General features: G+C 47.7%; 19 protein-coding genes. 9 read left to right on the top strand and 10 right to left on the bottom strand.

The window, feature by feature from the left end:
- Nucleotides 1-169 precede the first annotated feature (169 nt).
- From NIES2104_RS17625 to psbB, 6 genes are all read right to left on the bottom strand, one after another.
- Nucleotides 170-745, bottom strand: a complete 576-nt coding sequence (locus NIES2104_RS17625) for an N-acetyltransferase (RefSeq protein ID WP_192843605.1) — start codon at nucleotides 743-745, stop codon at nucleotides 170-172.
- Between the two features lie 98 nt (nucleotides 746-843).
- Nucleotides 844-2,196, bottom strand: coding sequence for a hypothetical protein (locus NIES2104_RS17620; protein ID WP_082690023.1), 1,353 nt, complete (start codon nucleotides 2,194-2,196; stop codon nucleotides 844-846).
- An 89-nt stretch (nucleotides 2,197-2,285) separates the two neighbouring features.
- A complete protein-coding gene (locus NIES2104_RS17615) occupies nucleotides 2,286-2,693 on the bottom strand; it encodes a type II toxin-antitoxin system VapC family toxin (protein WP_058999582.1) in 408 nt (135 codons plus the stop codon).
- Entirely contained in the window at nucleotides 2,693-2,935 is a 243-nt protein-coding gene (locus tag NIES2104_RS17610; RefSeq protein ID WP_058999581.1) for a hypothetical protein, read from the bottom strand. Before NIES2104_RS17610 ends, NIES2104_RS17615 begins: the two co-directional genes overlap by 1 nt.
- A gap of 433 nt (nucleotides 2,936-3,368) precedes the next feature.
- Nucleotides 3,369-3,464 (bottom strand): photosystem II reaction center protein T, encoded by a 96-nt coding sequence (locus tag NIES2104_RS30905; RefSeq protein ID WP_072218094.1) that lies wholly within the window; start codon nucleotides 3,462-3,464, stop codon nucleotides 3,369-3,371.
- A gap of 63 nt (nucleotides 3,465-3,527) precedes the next feature.
- On the bottom strand, nucleotides 3,528-5,060 hold the full coding sequence (gene psbB / locus NIES2104_RS17600; protein WP_058999579.1) for a photosystem II chlorophyll-binding protein CP47: 1,533 nt from the start codon (nucleotides 5,058-5,060) through the stop codon (nucleotides 3,528-3,530).
- Between the two features lie 353 nt (nucleotides 5,061-5,413).
- Here psbB and NIES2104_RS17595 point away from each other — a divergent pair, with 353 nt between their 5' ends.
- Together NIES2104_RS17595 and psbM are read left to right on the top strand one after the other, a co-directional pair.
- Nucleotides 5,414-5,791, top strand: coding sequence for a 2Fe-2S iron-sulfur cluster-binding protein (locus NIES2104_RS17595; protein WP_082690022.1), 378 nt, complete (start codon nucleotides 5,414-5,416; stop codon nucleotides 5,789-5,791).
- Between the two features lie 48 nt (nucleotides 5,792-5,839).
- Nucleotides 5,840-5,953: a photosystem II reaction center protein PsbM gene (psbM, locus tag NIES2104_RS17590; RefSeq protein WP_058999578.1), complete on the top strand. Its 114-nt coding sequence runs from the start codon at nucleotides 5,840-5,842 to the stop codon at nucleotides 5,951-5,953.
- A gap of 60 nt (nucleotides 5,954-6,013) precedes the next feature.
- Here the strand turns inward: psbM and NIES2104_RS17585 are convergent, their stop codons facing one another.
- Complete coding sequence (locus NIES2104_RS17585; protein ID WP_263970984.1) at nucleotides 6,014-6,364, bottom strand: hypothetical protein; 351 nt, start codon at nucleotides 6,362-6,364, stop codon at nucleotides 6,014-6,016.
- A 242-nt stretch (nucleotides 6,365-6,606) separates the two neighbouring features.
- Between NIES2104_RS17585 and NIES2104_RS17580 the strand changes: the two genes are divergently transcribed.
- The 4 genes from NIES2104_RS17580 to NIES2104_RS17560 all read left to right on the top strand — a co-directional run bounded on the left by NIES2104_RS17580 (nucleotide 6,607) and on the right by NIES2104_RS17560 (nucleotide 10,428).
- On the top strand, nucleotides 6,607-7,431 hold the full coding sequence (locus tag NIES2104_RS17580) for a photosystem II manganese-stabilizing polypeptide (RefSeq protein WP_058999577.1): 825 nt from the start codon (nucleotides 6,607-6,609) through the stop codon (nucleotides 7,429-7,431).
- A 547-nt stretch (nucleotides 7,432-7,978) separates the two neighbouring features.
- Nucleotides 7,979-8,749 carry an RNA polymerase sigma factor SigF gene (locus NIES2104_RS17570; RefSeq protein ID WP_082690021.1) on the top strand — a complete coding sequence of 257 codons (771 nt, stop codon included), beginning with the start codon at nucleotides 7,979-7,981 and terminating at the stop codon, nucleotides 8,747-8,749.
- Between the two features lie 164 nt (nucleotides 8,750-8,913).
- Nucleotides 8,914-9,663 (top strand): hypothetical protein, encoded by a 750-nt coding sequence (locus NIES2104_RS17565; RefSeq protein ID WP_058999574.1) that lies wholly within the window; start codon nucleotides 8,914-8,916, stop codon nucleotides 9,661-9,663.
- A 138-nt stretch (nucleotides 9,664-9,801) separates the two neighbouring features.
- The gene (locus NIES2104_RS17560; protein WP_058999573.1) at nucleotides 9,802-10,428 is read left to right on the top strand and encodes a DUF6391 domain-containing protein; all 627 of its coding nucleotides are present in this window, start codon (nucleotides 9,802-9,804) and stop codon (nucleotides 10,426-10,428) included.
- Here NIES2104_RS17560 and NIES2104_RS17555 read toward each other — a convergent pair.
- Nucleotides 10,425-11,324: a 4-hydroxybenzoate solanesyltransferase gene (locus NIES2104_RS17555; protein ID WP_058999572.1), complete on the bottom strand. Its 900-nt coding sequence runs from the start codon at nucleotides 11,322-11,324 to the stop codon at nucleotides 10,425-10,427. The two genes, NIES2104_RS17560 and NIES2104_RS17555, sit on opposite strands and share 4 nt — an antisense overlap.
- Before the next feature lie 189 nt (nucleotides 11,325-11,513).
- Here NIES2104_RS17555 and NIES2104_RS17550 point away from each other — a divergent pair, with 189 nt between their 5' ends.
- Nucleotides 11,514-13,154, top strand: coding sequence for a Ppx/GppA phosphatase family protein (locus tag NIES2104_RS17550; protein ID WP_058999571.1), 1,641 nt, complete (start codon nucleotides 11,514-11,516; stop codon nucleotides 13,152-13,154).
- A 42-nt stretch (nucleotides 13,155-13,196) separates the two neighbouring features.
- Here NIES2104_RS17550 and NIES2104_RS17545 read toward each other — a convergent pair whose 3' ends face one another.
- The gene (locus NIES2104_RS17545; RefSeq protein WP_058999570.1) at nucleotides 13,197-14,219 is read right to left on the bottom strand and encodes a hypothetical protein; all 1,023 of its coding nucleotides are present in this window, start codon (nucleotides 14,217-14,219) and stop codon (nucleotides 13,197-13,199) included.
- A gap of 74 nt (nucleotides 14,220-14,293) precedes the next feature.
- On the opposite strand from NIES2104_RS17545, the gene NIES2104_RS17540 reads away from it, so the two are divergent.
- Nucleotides 14,294-14,842: a YIP1 family protein gene (locus NIES2104_RS17540; protein WP_058999569.1), complete on the top strand. Its 549-nt coding sequence runs from the start codon at nucleotides 14,294-14,296 to the stop codon at nucleotides 14,840-14,842.
- Nucleotides 14,843-15,048: 206 nt separating this feature from the next.
- Here NIES2104_RS17540 and pheS read toward each other — a convergent pair whose 3' ends face one another.
- Nucleotides 15,049-16,050, bottom strand: coding sequence for a phenylalanine--tRNA ligase subunit alpha (gene pheS / locus NIES2104_RS17535; RefSeq protein ID WP_058999568.1), 1,002 nt, complete (start codon nucleotides 16,048-16,050; stop codon nucleotides 15,049-15,051).
- A 65-nt stretch (nucleotides 16,051-16,115) separates the two neighbouring features.
- Here pheS and surE point away from each other — a divergent pair, with 65 nt between their 5' ends.
- Entirely contained in the window at nucleotides 16,116-16,901 is a 786-nt protein-coding gene (surE, locus tag NIES2104_RS17530; RefSeq protein WP_058999567.1) for a 5'/3'-nucleotidase SurE, read from the top strand.
- Nucleotides 16,902-16,937 lie beyond the last annotated feature (36 nt).

Genomic DNA, 16,937 nt, shown 5'->3' with positions numbered 1-16,937 from the left:
AGAGCGATTGAAAGGCGACATCGGGAGAGACGGAAAAGCGCGATCGCAAGTGTCACAGTGATTATGGTTTATCGATCGAGCCAATGGCACAATTATCCTACCCTATGGCTCTTTGGCTGTATTGGTCAAAGCTTGAAGAAATTAGAAAGAATATCAGCATTCCCGAAATTCATTCACGCACAACTTCCTTCCGTAAAAACATTCGCCTTGGCTTACCCAGAAACCAATCCCAACTTGGCTGAATCTCCTCCAGCCGATAGCCCAACTTAAAATACAACCGCTTCGCTGGCTCATTCGTCTCCAGCACGTGCAGATAAATATTGCGATAATTCCATTCCCGCACATACGGTTCACACGCGAGTAACAACTGCTGCGCGACTCCCTGCCGTCTCACGTCTTCCCGTACCGCCAAATTCGACAAATACACATACTGATTATTTCTCGGTTGCCAAGGATTCGAGGTTCGCAAACCGGTCTCAACCGTTCCGACAATTCGTTCTGCTCGATCGCTCGAATCGATCGCAACCAAACAAACATAATTCGGCGCAGGAAACCGGGTCCGACTCCGCAAATCCTCATGAATTCCAACCCGAATAATCGGAGCCAACCACGGCAAAAACGCCGGATACAGCGGAAAACTATCAACTAAAATTCCCGCAATCTCATACAAATCCGAAGGCTGCACCTCCCGAATCCGATACCGAGTAGGACTCGAAAAATCTGTCTCACGCGAAGAAACGCTCACAAGCACCGACTAACCCAACTCTCACATCCTAAATCAGCTTGTCTGAATCTGTCGCATTTTCAAAGTCAGTCTCCTTCTTCTTCGTCTTCCTCTTCGTTTCAATCGGGATATTGTTGAGGGCTTGCACCATAACTTTCGAGAATTTCAGCGCAGTCCGATCGCGGATCTTCCAATTCAATTTTCTCAAGCTGTACCGTAAATTCCCACCAATCTCCAAAATCAAATACATACTTCATCAATGCCCCTTCCGGTAAAGGCAACTCTTCAATCCGAACTTCCTCGGTAGAGGGAGAACCATCAGCATAAGGATGAGAAATTTCGACTGTTCGACCGATTTGATTTTTATAGGTATAGCAATCTAAATGATCGGAATCAAACCCAACCGATTCTAAAATTAAATCGCTAAGCTCATCTAGAAACGCATTGCCGGAGATTGCCAGTCGTCGCCAGATATTCCCCAGTAAGACTTTAAAGACATACACACCCGGACGAAAATCAAAGCCTGGGAGTTTGAAAGCAGTTTGCCACTCTGGAAAATAAGGTTGTAGAACAGGTTGAAGATCAGCAAAGGTAAGGCTTGAATTAGTTTCAGATTCCCATTCCATTCCTTGCTCGTAAAATGCTTGAATCACAACCGACATCAAAGCTTCCCCAAATTTGGTTTTCTGCACTGCTTTGATTCGCCAACCTTTTCCAGCTTCAGGTTTGCCAGACTCGATCGCCACCAATCCAAACATCCGCATCAATGCAAGATTGTGAAACTCTGGATAGTAGTTCATCTCTTGCTGTTCTGCATAGTTTCGATACTTTTTCCCTTTGTTCAACAATCGCGACCAGAAATCAACACATTTGCTCCCTTCATTTAATGCCGATCGACGTTCTCCCAAAATTTCCCCATCTGCCCGAATCAACCATGCTTCAAGCAGTGTGAAATATTTTTCGGTTGAATTCAGTTGATTCCAGAGTTGTATAACTTCGGGATTGATCACCAGGTATGGCTTTTTACCTTTAGTCGTAATCTGTCCAAGTCCACTTGCTCTTAGAAGTAAATAGAGTCCATTAATCGGCGGATACGATTTCTGTACCGGACGCTTGAGATCAATTTGAACCGGATCGCTCAATTGTTGATTGAATTCTGAGAGTAGTTTTGCAGGAATTAGATAATTCGTTCCGCTAACCGGAATCCCTGCACCGATTAAATTCAGTAAAGCCTGAAAATCTTTCAAAATCGTTCCAGGCTCTGTTTCAGTAATCGTCTGCTGAGCCAGCATGGTGTCCACATTTTCCACGATCGACATTCTGTCTGCCGCATTTCGCCACATATCTACCTGAAATTGTTTGCGAAAATCTCCAAATTCTTCGTCGATCGCTTCGTCATAATCTCGAATCGAGTCCAAGCGGTTGAGGTCGATTGTCATACCAAATGCGGTTCCTTGCAATTTTTTCCACATACTATGCAATTTAGAGTGGGAACGCGAGTGTGATTCAAATGTTAAAAATTAGTCACCTGATACAGTTTGAATCGCTTCAAGATCAGCGGCTACGGTGACTGTCTCCAATTCTCAAGCTGTAGGTTAGGCACTCGCACGAATTCTCGCTGATTTGATGTGACCATTATCAGATTGTGTTCAAGGGCAGTTGCAGCAATTAACACATCGTAAGCGCCAATCTGTTGTCCTTGAGTTTTGAGAGTGGCGCGGATTTGAGCCGCCTGCTCAGCTTCAGCAGCGGTGAAAGGAAGAATCGTAATTGAGGTGAGAAGACTAACGATCGTGGGTTCGATTTTTTGGGCGCGCTGTGGATTAAGTGCTAAACCGTAGCGCAGTTCCATGACTGTAATACTAGAAACTGCAATATCAGCAGGTGAAGTTTGTCTAAGCCTAGATTGAGTATTGGTTTCGCCTTTGATGAAATCGCTGATTACGCAAGTGTCAAGAAGATATCGCATTAGAACAATTTCGGTTCGTGGGGCGGAAGCAGTTCGCTACGATAAGACTCGAAATCGGGAAAGTCAGAGGTTCCAATATAAGATAAAACGATCTCTGACCATTGGGACGTTTCTGTGACATTCCCTTGTGATGCCTGGCGTAAGGTCTGAATAATCAGCGTTTGAATAGGAATATTTGTCTCGGTTGCTTGACGGATCAGATCTTGTTCAAGATCGGGGGGTAAATCGATCGTGATTTGCATTTACTCTGCCTCTCATATTTAAAGTGACTTAACATTGCTTCTAGATTGACACTGGTAATAGTACTTATAGATTTTCAGTGAAGTTGATGTTTTCGACACATTAAGAAGAGCAGGTAATATTTTGAATTGCTAAAGTAAAGCCTGTGCCAAAAGCTCAAGACTACCAACCGAGCCGATCAAAGTACTATTTATTGCCAAAGACTTCTTTTTGGAATGGGATTGATTACTCTCTGTACTCTTGGTTCATGTGGAGGCTCCAGCAACTCAAAACAGGCTGTAGAGGGATATCTCAAAGCGTTGCAGCAAGATTCTACATCAAATGGTGGAGAGTTTGAATGTATTAAAAAATCTCTCAAGAAATATAAGAATTCTACGTGCATCATTCCAAAAAAGAACCCGCCTCATCTGAAGCGGGTTTCATCGAATCATCGAACTACTTACCAATCCTCGGTGGTTCGCGAAACGCGATCGCAAAAAACAGAACGCCGATCGCCAAAGCCAAAATCAAAATGTATGCAGCAGCTTCCATGATGGTGTCCTCAGATAAAGAGTTGTATCGGGTCTAGACCACTGCCTAGACCCGCGAACCAATCTACGCTTCCGTTCTTTGAAGAGTGGATTTGTCACCCACTTTCGCAAAACGTCCCCATTCGACTTGTTCTTCTGACAATTCGGGGTCAACCCCAGCGAACACATCCCGGAAGATCGTTCTCGAACCGTGCCAGATATGACCAAAGAAGAACAGCAGTGCAAACACAGCATGACCGAAGGTGAACCATCCACGCGGGCTGGTGCGGAAGACACCATCCGAGTTCAAGGTTTCACGATCGAATTCAAACGGTTCGCCCAACTGAGCCGCACGCGCATAGCGTTTGACTAGAGCCGGATCGCTGATGGTTTGACCATCTAACTTACCGCCGTAGAAGCTTGCCGTTACACCAGCTTGTTCAAAACTGTATTTCGATTCAGCTTTACGGAACGGAATGTCAGCCCGAATCACGCCATCGCTATCTTGCAGAACGACTGGGAAGTTCTCGAAGAAGTTCGGCAAGCGACGCACGAACAATTCGCGACCTTCGCCATCCTTAAAGACCGGATGACCGAGCCAGGTTTGAGCAATTCCATCACCTTTGTTCATCTGACCGGTACGGAACAAGCCACCTTTTGCGGGGCTGTTACCGACGTAATCATAGAACGCCAGCTTTTCAGGAATTTGGTTGTACGCTTCTGACAGGCTTGCACCGTCAGCAACCGCATTCTGCACCCGTCGATCGATTTCTTGACGGAAGTAGCTGCCGTCCCACTGATAGCGGGTCGGTCCGAAAAGCTCGATCGGCGTGGTTGCGTTTCCGTACCACATGGTTCCAGCAACAATAAACGCTGCAAAGAACACGGCTGCAATACTGCTCGACAATACGGTTTCGATGTTCCCCATTCTCAGAGCGCGATACAACCGCTCAGGCGGACGAACACTGAGATGGAACAATCCAGCGATAATGCCGACAATTCCTGCTGCAATATGGTGAGCCACGACTCCACCCGGATTAAACGGATTGAATCCCGATGGACCCCATTCCGGTGCCACAGGCTGAACGTGTCCTGTGACCCCATACGCATCGGACACCCACATCCCCGGACCAAACAATCCGGTCAAGTGGAATGCACCGAAACCAAAGCAAAGTAAACCCGACAAAAACAAGTGAATTCCGAACATTTTCGGCAAATCGAGTGCAGGCTCACCTGTACGCGGATCGCGGAAAAGTTCCAAATCCCAATAAACCCAGTGCCAGCAAGCTGCTAAGAACAGCAAGCCCGATAAAACGATGTGAGCCGCCGCAACGCCCTCAAACGACCAGAATCCTGGATCAGTCACGGTTTCACCCGTAATACTCCAACCGCCCCAGGAAGAAGTGACTCCGAGCCGCGCCATAAACGGCAGCACGAACATCCCTTGTCTCCACATGGGGTTTAGAACTGGATCGCTTGGATCAAAAATCGCAAGCTCATAAAGCGCCATTGACCCCGCCCAACCTGCGACGAGTGCGGTGTGCATCAGGTGGGTGGCGATCAACCGTCCTGGATCATTCACTAGGACTGTGTGTACGCGGTACCAGGGTAGTCCCATTTGACTACTCTCCTCCTCTAAATTACGTCTACTGCAACGCTTCTTTCAGCCTTTTGTTAAAGTGCCTCATATTGGTAACTTTACCAGACAAGGCATCCTGTAACCCCGCCGTGAATGCGATCCCGCTGCTCAGACGAGCGTTGAATCGCGACCGTGACAAGGGATTCATAAAAAATGAAAGTGTATAAAGAAGTGTAACCAGTGTTAGAAGCGATTGCAAGCGAATCGCGATCGTCTGAAATTCCGCGTCTCAATTACGTTTCACTTCTTAATATTTCTTAATTCTTAACAAAATGCGGTACAACTAAGGAAGGCATCTTAATCACTAAATTCTCTTGCGTGAGGCATTGACTATGCAACCGACAGACACTGATATCCAAGCGACTGAACCCGTTGAAGAAGTCGTCGTAGAAGCGCCGAAACCCACGTTTCAGTCTGCCTCGATCAATTTTGTGAAAGAAGGTAAAGAAGTGGTTGCGGCACAAGGGGCAAATTTGCGGATCAAAGCGATCGAGAACCAAGTGGATCTCTACACGTTCGGCGGCAAGCTGATGAACTGCGGCGGGAATGGACAATGTGGCACCTGCGTTGTAGAAATCGTTGAAGGCATGGAAAATCTTTCTCCTCGTACCGCATTTGAAGAGCGCAAACTGAAGAAAAAACCCGCTTCTTATCGGTTCGCTTGTCAGGCATTAGTCAACGGTCCGGTCAGTGTTAAGACCAAACCTTAGTGGTATCCTTAAGAATGTTGATGCCACGTTTAGAAGGGGTCTTGCTCTATGCAAGTTAACGAATTAGGATTTATTGCGTCGATTTTGTTTGTGCTTGTACCGAGCGTGTTTCTGCTGATTCTCTATATCCAAACTGCCAGCCGCCAAACGAAAGACGAGTAACAAAACTTTACAATTTCATTCAGAAAACGCCGGAGATTTTTTAATCTTTGGCGTTTTTCTCTATTGTTCAAGTTCTGAATGAGATTCCTCTTCCTCAATCAGCTTCTTCAGAAAATCCTGAAGCCGCATTCGATGAATATAGGGCCATCCCCCTGTCGCCTCAATGTCTTTTAACAACGCATAGAGCGCTTGGCGATTGGTTGGAAGGGACTCTTGAAATAGACCTTCCCGAATCTCACGATGCAAAATTTCGAGCACTCTTAGCAGTGCCAAAAGCGCCTTGTCGTCCCCTGCCGATCGACCAGCGATCGCACGAATCGATCGCGCCAACTCTTCAAGTTCCGGCGATCTTAACGTGATCTCATCGGAGGCACTCTTGGTGTGATCTCTTAGCATCGCATCGTCATCCATTCCCCTCGCTCCTCATACACCTCAAAGCTTTAATACGGTATCGCGTTTTCGTAAATCCGACCGTCATTAGCAGTACTGGAATCAGTTCCTCTAACCCCGATTCTTAAAAAGTTTACGAATATCTGTAAAATGCTATGAGAGGTTCGATCAGAACCACCCAGAATTTATAGAAACTCGGATGAGATCTGTACAGCAGTGAGAAACCACCCTGACAGAATTTTTACATTACTTTGAGGTTGACCATGAGGTATCGCGCATTCTTTGTGACACTGCTGGCGTTCTGCCTGAGTGTTCTAACTGCTTGTAGTGAACCCGCACAAAGCGCGGAAGGCTTAACGTACGAGCAGATTCGCGGAACAGGCTTAGCCAATAGCTGCCCGCAAATCGAGGAAACATCTCGCGGCTCGATCGCGATCGAAAACGGTAAAACCTATTCGATCACCGGATTGTGCCTGCAACCGACCACCTACTTCGTCAAAGAAGAATCAGCCAACAAGCGCCGTGAAGCTGAATTTGTCCCGGCAAAAGTGATGACCCGTTACACGTCCTCGATCGATGCTGTGTCGGGAACGTTGACAGCGAAACCAGACGGTAGCTTGACCTTCAAGGAAGAAGACGGTCTTGACTTCCAAGCCATCACCGTTCAGTTACCGGGTGGCGAACGAGTTCCCTTCTTGTTCACGATCAAAGGACTGGTCGCAACCACTTCACCCGGTTCATCCAGCATCAACACTTCGACCGACTTCATCGGAGACTTCCGCGTTCCGTCGTATCGGACTTCTAACTTCCTCGATCCGAAAGGTCGCGGTCTGACCACGGGTTACGATAACGCGGTCGCGCTTCCTGCTTCGGCAGATTCGGAAGAACTGAGAAAGGAAAACGTCAAGCAATTCCAGCTTGATAAAGGGACAATCTCGCTGCAAGTCGCGAAGATTGACAGTGCATCGGGCGAAATCGCAGGCACGTTTGAAAGCGAACAGCCTTCCGAGACTGACATGGGTTCTCGTGAAGCAAGCGATGTGAAAATTCGCGGTTTGTTCTACGCAAGAGTTGCACCGGACGCTTAGGGGTGTTTGAGAAGTATAGAAAGTCTTTTCGCTTCGTTTGTCTCTCGCCCTGAAATGAATTTCGGGCTAACCGTGGAAAGTCTACTGAAGTAGACTAAGAAGCGGTTTCAAGTTCTTAGTCCTTTTCAAAGGACTTGCGCCAATTAGCCCGAAATTCATTTCAGGGCGGGGCGTTGCAACGAACGACAACTTTTCAAACACCTTCTTAATTTGACGCAGTTTGGACGGTTCTCAAAATATTCACTTTTAGGGGCAGAACGCCCCTTTTTTATTGAGCAAATTCTTGAGTGAGATCTGTTTCAAATCAATCCGAAAAGTGACCCAAATCACCGTAGGTAAAGCTTCAGTGGAAATGCAGTTGAACGGAATTAGGTCAGGAAATAAGTTTGATTTGTCACAAAAATTTGAACAGAGATTTAGCTGTTCTAGCATTTTGTTCTCCGAAGTTCGATCGCTTTCTGGGTGTGATTTCTACCATCACAGTTTGATTCAGAAGCAGTCTAAAAATCGGGTTTGACACCTTCTTAAGCAATTACTGAACTTCGTCATGCCTAATCTTTCGAGCGAGTTGAGAAGCGAAACGTTGCAACTTCTCCGTGAATATCAACAGTCGGGATCGGCTTCTGTTCGGAATCAATTGGTCGAGTTAAACATCGGCTTGGTCAGGAAAGAAGCACATCATTGGGTGAATCAGTGTACGGAAAATTACGATGATTTGCTTCAGGTTGGATCGATCGGGTTAATTCGAGCGATCGAGCGGTTCAATATGTCAAAGGGTCATGCTTTTAGCTCGTTCGCGATTCCGTATATTCGAGGCGAGATTCAGCACTATTTGAGAGATAAAAGCCCCTCAGTGAGAATTCCTCGACGCTGGCAAGCCCTTCAACGGCAAGCCGTCTGGATCATTCGAGATTTTCAGACGCAACAACGGAGAGCACCGAGCGATGCAGAAATTGCGGCGGCGTTGGAAATCTCGATCGGAGAATGGCAAGAAATCCGCCTTTCTGCTCAGAATCGAGCATTACTCAGCTTGGATGCTCCAGTCGGCGATGAAGACGGTTCTGCGTTTTTGGGCGATTTGGTTCCTGATTCTCGATATCGCAGCTTTCAACTGGCTCAAGAAGATCAGATTCGACTTCAGCAAGCTTTGGTGCAGTTAGAACATCGCACCCGTGAGGTTTTGGAATTTGTCTTTCTATACGATTTGACTCAGAAGGAAACCGCAGAACGCTTGGGGATTAGTGCAGTTACGGTTTCACGTCAGGTGAAAAAAGGACTGCAAAAGCTTCAGGCGATCATGACCTGTAGCGAAGCTTAATCCGAAACGGCTCCGAAAATTCACTCAAATCTTTTGGTCAGAGCACCAGATTGATTCAATCGGGGCACACTTAGCCTAAATCGTTCTCTGTTGTGGGTCATTTCAAGCTTGGACTGTGAACAGCGATCGAGGCGAAGTCAAGAGTCGAATTTTTGGGAGTGATCATGAGCAAGCGGTTCACGAAGCGAATCACAGGACGAATTTCACGCGGAACGCTGGTCGTGTGTGCGGGTGCATTAACGTTTTGGATGAGTGGCTGTACGGTCGGTGAAGAAACGGTCGTGACCGAAGCCACCCCATCTCCAAAAGCAAATTCGTCAACACCTGCCCAATCTTTCGCAAAACCGACCGTTCCCGCTAAAGATGCACCGAAGGGAAAAACGAGCAATAAGATTGCGGGTTTGCTGCAATCCACCAATCCGGAGGAAAGAGCTAGACAGGTTCAGCGCGGAATTACTTCTGGAAAAGATCCATTTTCGAGTGTTCCCCCGCTGGTTTCGTTCAAAGTTCCAGTTGTAAACCGTGAAGGGGCACCTGGAGGCGCACAACCTCCCGAAGCAACGCAGCCACAAAGCCAGAATCGTCCAGAGCCTAGAACGACTCCGAAACCAGAGCCAAAATCACCGATCAAATCGCTGCCTCCGTTGCCCGATCCGACCTTAGCGAAAGCTGTACAAGTCACAGGTGTAATTGTGGTTGGGGGTGTACCTCAAGCGATCGTACAAGCTCCGAATGAGTCAACCAGCCGATACGTGCAAGTTGGACAGCGAATTTCAAACGGACAGGTTTTAGTTAAGCGAATCGAAATGAATGGCGGCTCTGACCCGATCGTGATTCTCGAACAGAATGGAGTCGAGGTGGCTCGTGCGGTGGGTAGTCCAGCTTCGCCCGCTGCTCCAGGTAAATCTGCTTGACCGACCGCAACGATGCCGAGCTTTAATTTCTTTGGTTAGAACTCGCTACGATTTGCAACAGCTTCCAGACAACTTCGGGAGACAGGCGCTAGAGTTGAAACACTGATTCTCTAAGCGGTTTCCCGAAGTTGTCCCGTTATGACTGCAAGTGTTTCTGAGTTCGATACGTTTTTGAATTCCTTGCTGCCGACTCCTCAAGCGTCCCAAGATACGGAGTTGCTTCAGCAGATTGGATTTATTCCTGGTTTACGAGAAATTCTTATGGTGCGGCAGGTTCATGCCCTTGAACATGCAACCGTTTGGATTCTGAGTGGATTGCCCGATCGTAGAATTGCCCCGCCGAACTGGACAGATAACAGCGGACTGGGTGGACTCTCGACTGAGAACGGCTTTTATCTGTATGGGCAGACGAATACGGCTGAGATTAAACGCGCCGTGAATCAGGCTCTAGAGCGCATCACCAGCGGCGAATGGAATTTAGCGGTACATCCTCGGTGTGGGACAAACCTTTCTGTGGGGATGTTGCTGACGGCATCGATCGCACTTGGAATTCATTTGATTTTGCCGCGAAACCCGATCGAACAACTGGTCGGATTAGGAGTCGCAGCGACAACCGCTTCACAGCTTGCCCCTGAACTTGGGCGATTCGTGCAGCAATATGTGACGACTTCGATTCCGTTTAATCTGCGGGTTCGCGAGGTGTCGATCGTGCAAGATTCCTGGGGTCGTCCCGCACATTTTATTCAAACTGAATGGATCGATTAGCTTCCCGCGATCATTCCAGCGAGTAAGAGGAACCCGATCCAGACATTTTGCTTAAAGCTGAAAGCGTAAAAGGGATTGGGAATTGAGGGCTGAGCGAGTTTGTAGGATTGCCATGCCCAAACGATCGCGCTAATTGCCAATGCGACCCAGTACCAGACATTTAACTGCATCACGATTCCAAGTTTTGCCAGAATCAACACAGTTCCAACGTAAAAGGCAGCGATCGCATAAGGAGCATATCGTCCAAAAAATAGCGCACTCGATTTTACTCCGATGCGTTTATCATCTTCGCGATCGGACATGGCATATACCGTGTCAAATCCCAACGTCCAAAGCACCGTCGCACCCCAGAGTAACCACATCGGTTGTGGCAAGCAAGAGGCGTCTGAAGTAGTGCTGCAACTGACCGCACTCCAGCTAATTAAAACGGCGAAACCCCAGGCGATCGATAAAACTAACTGCGGCACTGGGAAGACTCGTTTCGCAGCCGGGTACAGCAAAATTACGGGAACGGCTGCGACACAGAGCCAGAAAGTGAGCGGATTGAGAAACAGCGCTAATCCTGCCGCACAGAGAAGCGAGACTATGCCGACTACAATTCCGACTTTGACAGAGAGCGCTCTGGAAGCTAAAGGACGATCGCGAGTTCGTTCGACGTGCGGATCAATATTGCGATCCCACAAATCATTTGCTACACAGCCCGCCGCACTCGTCGCTAACGTGCCTAAAATAATAATGACTACCAGTAACCAGGGTGGAGTTCCTCCTGATGCCAGGAACACAGCCCACAGTGCTGGAATCATTAATATGAGTCGCCCTTCGGGTTTATGCCAGCGCAACAATCGCGCAATGATGAGCCATGTCGGTTCTGAAGAGGGGTTCGGCTGAGTCCACATATCGATCTCGATCGCAAGTCTATAAGAAGAACTTAGCGTTTTTCTTACGCAAAAATCCGCCGAATTGCTCAAGAATTGCGGTAGAACCTTGATCTAGAAACTATCTTGTTACGGTTAATTGCATCTTCCACATCCGGTGTTTCCCTGTTCGTACATTCCTCTCCCCGATAGCAGTACGTCTAAATCCTCATGGTGAATTCCCTCTCGAAACCCCCTCAAGACAGCTCGATGACGCTTCCTACCGTTTCTCCGAATCGCGATCGCATTCTCGCCGCGATCGATGTGGGAACGAATTCGATTCACATGGTGATTGCCCGCATTCAGCCGCAGATTCCCGCTTTTACGATCGTGGGACGCGAAAAAGCGACGGTTCGATTAGGCGATTTTTGTAAAAAGACGGGCGAATTGTCCGCTGAAGCGATGGATCGGGCGATGGTCGCGCTAAGGCGATGTCAAGAAGTTGCAAAAAGTGTCAATGCGGAACAAACGATCGCAGTGGCGACCAGTGCGGTTCGAGAAGCGCCGAATGGACAGGCATTTTTGCAGCGGATTGAAGATGAATTAGGGCTTTGGGTGAATTTGATCTCTGGAGCCGAAGAAGCACGACGGATTTATCTCGGTGTGCTGTCGGGAATGAATTTTAACAATCAGCCGCATGTGATTGTCGATATTGGGGGCGGTTCGACTGAGTTGATTTTGGGAGACGGGCATGAACCGCGATCGCTGAGTAGTACGAAGGTGGGAGCCGTTCGGTTGAGCGCTGAACAGGTTACGACTGATCCGATTAGTTTGACTGAATTTGGTGGGCTTCAGGCGCATATTCGCGGAATGTTAGAGCGATCGATTGACGAACTTCAGGCGCATTTGAAGCCGGGAGAACGTCCGCGTTTGGTCGGGACATCGGGCACGATCGAAACCTTAGTCGCGCTGAATGCTCGTGAAAAGTTTGGAACGGTTCCTGTTCCGCTGAACGGCTGTGAATTGTCGCTCAAAGATTTGAAAGAGTGGATCAATCGCCTGCGAAAAATGAGTTTGGCAGAACGATTAGCGGTTCCTGGATTATCAGAGCGACGGGCGGAAATTATTCTGGCGGGCGCGTTGATTTTGCAGGAAGTGATGACGCAATTGAAAACAGAATCGATCGTCATTTGTGAGCGATCGCTGAGAGAAGGTGTGATCGTCGATTGGATGGTCGCACATGGACTGATCGAAGATCGATTGCGGTATCAAGGATCAGTTCGAGAACGCAGCGTGATCAAAACCGCTCAGAAATATCAGGTCAATCTAGAGCATAGTCAACGAGTCGCAGAATTTGCGCTGAGTTTGTTTGATCAGACTCAAGGTAAATTACACGGTTGGGAGGCTGAAGAGCGGATACTGCTTTGGGCGGCGGCGATTCTGCACAACTGCGGGCATCATGTAGGACATTCTTCGCATCACAAGCATTCTTACTATCTGATTCGACACGCTGAACTGTTAGGCTTTACCGAGATGGAGATTGAAACGATCGCGAATCTCGCTCGCTATCACCGGAAAAATCCACCGAAGAAGCGGCATGAGACTTACCGGAATTTGACCAGCAAGCGGCATCGTCGAGTTGTGGAAGAACTCTATCCATTACTTCGGTTAGCTGTGGCGCTCGATCGTCGTCAGATTGGAGCGATTCAATCAATCGAGTGTCAGTTCACACCTGAACCAAGAGAGCTGCGATTGCTGATTAAGCCGACGCATCCGAATGATCCTTGTGAGTTGGAGCTTTGGAGCTTGGAATTTAAGAAGGAAAGCGTTGAAGCGGGGTATGGTGTCAAGCTGACTCCTGTTTTAGTGTGAATTCGATCGCATACTGGGCGAACTAGTCGCTACTTGAAAGCACTACTTGACTGAGGGACACTGAGAAGTCAGAGGCTGATCCATCGACCAAATTGGTAATTGTGCAACTTGATCGATCGTGTGTTCAACATAGGGAGTTCCGTCACTCGCTTTATCTGTTCCAAAGTAGCCTTGATCGCCGCTATGTTCATGTGAGCCGCTATTACAAACGGTAAATCGTTCTTGTCGATCGGCTTGATTAATCGGAGAGCTAACACTCCAATTCCAGCGCGAGGGAAAAACCAAATAGCTTAAAGTCGGAACTTTGTCTTTTTCACCCTGGAAATGATACATATGCTCAAAGTGGTTAAACCCAGTGTTACCATCGAACGCCCCACCGATCGAAACTAAAGTGATTCGTGCATCTAGCCACTTGTCTAAATACGCCGTTGATCCTAATGCAACTTGAGTTCCGCCACTTGTGCTAATCAAAATTAAGTTAATGGGTTGTTTAGAACGCGAAATCGGATGAGCGACATTCATGCGTTCGACGATCGTATTTGCAATTCCCATGCTATAAACCGGACTGTAGCGATAGTCCGCCGCGATCGCAAATCGCCATAGATTCCGAAGTTGAATTAAGACCGCCCCGATCCATTCATCACTGTTCTTTGCGTTTTCCCACAAAGGAGCTAACAATCGCTGACTCCCTAGACCTCGATTGGCGATCGAATACGGAAAGACATCACGCACGACTGCACAAGTTGGATGTTTTTTAGCTAATTGCTCGATAAAGTACTTTTCGCCCGGTGCAATCTCATCAGGCGAAAAGTTTCCCACTCCTGGTAGAAAGACAATATAGCAATCGACTTCCTTAGCCGCACCGTTTTGAGGCAAATTTGCGACAGGATTCTGCTCTTTTTCCTCGGTTAGTCCTATCTCTTCAACACTGTGATTGAGCCACCAAACGATCGTGGTAACAGGTGCAAGAACTCCCCAGAGCAGTAAGAATCCTGCGATCGTAAAAATCAGCTTTGAGGTTGTGCCGCCCAATTCTTGAATCGCACTTCTGAACCATTCTCTCATGATCGAATCGCGCTATAGTCTTTGATCAATTTCTCAGACAAGCTCGATCGACATCACTCTCAAAAGATAGAACAATGGCTGCGAATTCTGGAATTTGGCGCACCGTTAAGGATGCAATCACACTAAATGGTCAACTTTACGAAGATGCTCAGAACACACCAAAAACACAAGGATTGGCATTGTCGATCGTGATCTTGGCGGCGCTGTCTCGTGCGATCGGAAGTGTTGTCATTTTGATCCTAACGCGCACCACTTTGATCGCCGCTGTACTAGCTATCGTGCTGGATTTGCTGAGTGTGGTGATTGGCTACTATGTTTGGACATTCACGATTTGGAAAATTGGACAGTGGATGAAAACGGATGCACCGGGTTATCGATCATTACTGAGTCCGATCGGGTTTGCCTACGCACCGCAGATTTTCAATTTTTTGACAGTCATTCCGTTACTGGGAAGAGCGATCGAGCTTTTACTGTCAGGCTGGACATTGTTAGCGGTCATTGTGGCAGTCCGTCAAGGCTTAGATATTCGCACTCGACGGGCTGCCATGATTTGCTTGCTGTGGTTCCCTGTGATCCAAATCGTGAGTGGAGTGATTCAATCCGTACAACAGCTATTCGATTAGAGAATGTTTGAAAAGTTGTCGTTCGTTGCAGCGTCCCGCCCTGAAATGAATTTCGGGCTAATCGGCGCAAGTCCATTGAAATGGACTAAGAACTTCAAACTAGCTCCCAGTCTACTTCAGTAGACTTTCCACGGTTAGCCCGAAATTCATTTCAGGGTGGGAGGCAATCGAAGCGAAAAAACTTTTTATACTTTTCAACCACTCTTTTAGAACTGTTTCAAGAATCTCAAATCACTGTTATACAACCGACGAATATCATCGATTTGGTGCAGTACCATTGCTAATCGTTCGACTCCAAAGCCCGCAGCAAATCCGGTGTAGACCTCTGGGTCATACCCAACCGCTTTGAGAACATTCGGATCGACCATTCCACAACCGAGAATTTCTAGCCAGCGTCCTTTCCACTTCACATCTACTTCCGCAGATGGCTCGGTGAACGGAAAGAAACTCGGACGGAATCGAATTTCGACTTCACCAAAAAGTTCTTGTAAGAACACTTTGATTGTGCCTTTGAGATCCGTAAAGGTCAGACCTTCATCGATCGCGAGAATTTCAATTTGATGAAACACAGCCGAGTGAGTGGCATCTACCGTATCCCGTCTGTAAGTTTTTCCCGGAACTGCAACCCGAATCGGTGGATCGTTCGCTTCCATATAGCGGATTTGAACCGGAGAAGTATGCGTTCTTAGCAGATTGCCATCGGGAAGATAAAGCGTGTCCTGCATATCTCGTGCAGGGTGATCTGGCAGGAAGTTCAACGCCTCGAAATTATAGTAGTCGGTTTCCATTTCGGGACCTTCTGCCACCGTGTAACCGAGTCCGACAAAAATATCGAGGACTTGATCGATCGTGCTATTGAGCGGGTGTAATCGTCCTTGCGGCTTCATCACTCCTGGCATTGTCACATCGATCGTTTCGGCTTCGAGTTGAGCCGCGATCGCTGCGGTTTGAAGTTCGTCTTTTTTGCGATCGAGGTCGATTTGAATTGCTTCTTTCACCTCATTGGCGCGTGCCCCGATGCGCGGACGTTCTGCCGGATCGAGTTTGCCCATACCGCCCAGCACTTGCGGGATGGGACCTTTTTTACCGAGATACTTGACTCGCAATTGTTCAAGCTGATCGAGTGTGGTCGTTTCGACGATCGCGGTTTTCGCTTCTTGCCGAATGGCATCTAATTGTGATTCAAGTTCGTTCGGTTGAGCCGCCATAATCAGTGTTTTGTAAGTCCTAATTCGCGTCACAATGAACTGCGAACTTGTTTATTGTAGTGGATATGCGACTCCTGGTCAGTAACGATGATGGTGTTTATGCGCTAGGGATTCGGACGCTTGCGAATACCTTGGCTGAAGCGGGACACGAAGTAACGGTGGTATGTCCCGATCGAGAACGTTCCGCCACAGGACACGGGTTAACGCTGCATGATCCGATTCGGGTGGTGCAGATGGATCACGTTTTTCGTCCTGGAATTAAAGCTTGGGCGTGTTCGGGTACTCCATCGGATTGTGTCAAATTAGCGCTTTGGGCGTTGTTGAAGGAAAAACCCGATTTTGTGCTGTCTGGCATTAATCACGGGTCAAATCTTGGAACCGATGTGCTTTACTCTGGGACGGTTTCGGCTGCAATGGAAGGGGTGATCGAAGGAATTCCGAGTATTGCGTTTAGTCTGACTAGCTTTGAATCAAAAGAGTTTCAGCCTGCGGCGGATTATGCTTGTACGCTGATTGGACAGTTAGAGAAAGATCCGTTGCCAGAATTGATGCTGCTGAATGTGAATGTGCCCGCGATCGAGCGTTCAGAAATTCGAGGTGCGATCGTGACTCGTCAAGGCGTTCGTCGTTACACCGATGTGTTTGAAAAGCGTGTTGATCCACGAGGCAAAATTTACTATTGGCTATCCGGTGAACTGCTCGAAGATGTGGAAGATCCAGATGTGCCGAATGATGTTCCAACCGATGTGGAAGCGAATCGCGATCGATACATCACCGTGACTCCACTCCACTACAATCTGACTTCACCGCTTGGCTTAAAACTGATGCAGCACCGAAAATTAGAAGTCTAAATCGATTCTTAAATCGTTCAGGGGCATACTACACGC

The sequence above is a fragment of the Leptolyngbya sp. NIES-2104 genome, from assembly GCF_001485215.1.
In the GTDB taxonomy this organism is placed as follows: Bacteria; Cyanobacteriota; Cyanobacteriia; order Leptolyngbyales; family Leptolyngbyaceae; genus Leptolyngbya.
This window is presented reverse-complemented; position numbering and strand designations above follow the sequence as displayed.

Coding starts and splice junctions, on each gene's coding strand:
- NIES2104_RS17620 (WP_082690023.1), bottom strand. CDS start 2,196: ATGTGGAAAAAATTGCAAGGAACCGCATTTGGTATGACAATCGACCTC.
- NIES2104_RS17615 (WP_058999582.1), bottom strand. CDS start 2,693: ATGCGATATCTTCTTGACACTTGCGTAATCAGCGATTTCATCAAAGGC.
- NIES2104_RS17610 (WP_058999581.1), bottom strand. CDS start 2,935: ATGCAAATCACGATCGATTTACCCCCCGATCTTGAACAAGATCTGATC.
- NIES2104_RS30905 (WP_072218094.1), bottom strand. CDS start 3,464: ATGGAAGCTGCTGCATACATTTTGATTTTGGCTTTGGCGATCGGCGTT.
- psbB (WP_058999579.1), bottom strand. CDS start 5,060: ATGGGACTACCCTGGTACCGCGTACACACAGTCCTAGTGAATGATCCA.
- NIES2104_RS17595 (WP_082690022.1), top strand. CDS start 5,414: ATGCAACCGACAGACACTGATATCCAAGCGACTGAACCCGTTGAAGAA.
- psbM (WP_058999578.1), top strand. CDS start 5,840: ATGCAAGTTAACGAATTAGGATTTATTGCGTCGATTTTGTTTGTGCTT.
- NIES2104_RS17585 (WP_263970984.1), bottom strand. CDS start 6,364: ATGGATGACGATGCGATGCTAAGAGATCACACCAAGAGTGCCTCCGAT.
- NIES2104_RS17580 (WP_058999577.1), top strand. CDS start 6,607: ATGAGGTATCGCGCATTCTTTGTGACACTGCTGGCGTTCTGCCTGAGT.
- NIES2104_RS17570 (WP_082690021.1), top strand. CDS start 7,979: ATGCCTAATCTTTCGAGCGAGTTGAGAAGCGAAACGTTGCAACTTCTC.
- NIES2104_RS17565 (WP_058999574.1), top strand. CDS start 8,914: ATGAGCAAGCGGTTCACGAAGCGAATCACAGGACGAATTTCACGCGGA.
- NIES2104_RS17560 (WP_058999573.1), top strand. CDS start 9,802: ATGACTGCAAGTGTTTCTGAGTTCGATACGTTTTTGAATTCCTTGCTG.
- NIES2104_RS17555 (WP_058999572.1), bottom strand. CDS start 11,324: ATGTGGACTCAGCCGAACCCCTCTTCAGAACCGACATGGCTCATCATT.
- NIES2104_RS17550 (WP_058999571.1), top strand. CDS start 11,514: ATGGTGAATTCCCTCTCGAAACCCCCTCAAGACAGCTCGATGACGCTT.
- NIES2104_RS17545 (WP_058999570.1), bottom strand. CDS start 14,219: ATGAGAGAATGGTTCAGAAGTGCGATTCAAGAATTGGGCGGCACAACC.
- NIES2104_RS17540 (WP_058999569.1), top strand. CDS start 14,294: ATGGCTGCGAATTCTGGAATTTGGCGCACCGTTAAGGATGCAATCACA.
- pheS (WP_058999568.1), bottom strand. CDS start 16,050: ATGGCGGCTCAACCGAACGAACTTGAATCACAATTAGATGCCATTCGG.
- surE (WP_058999567.1), top strand. CDS start 16,116: ATGCGACTCCTGGTCAGTAACGATGATGGTGTTTATGCGCTAGGGATT.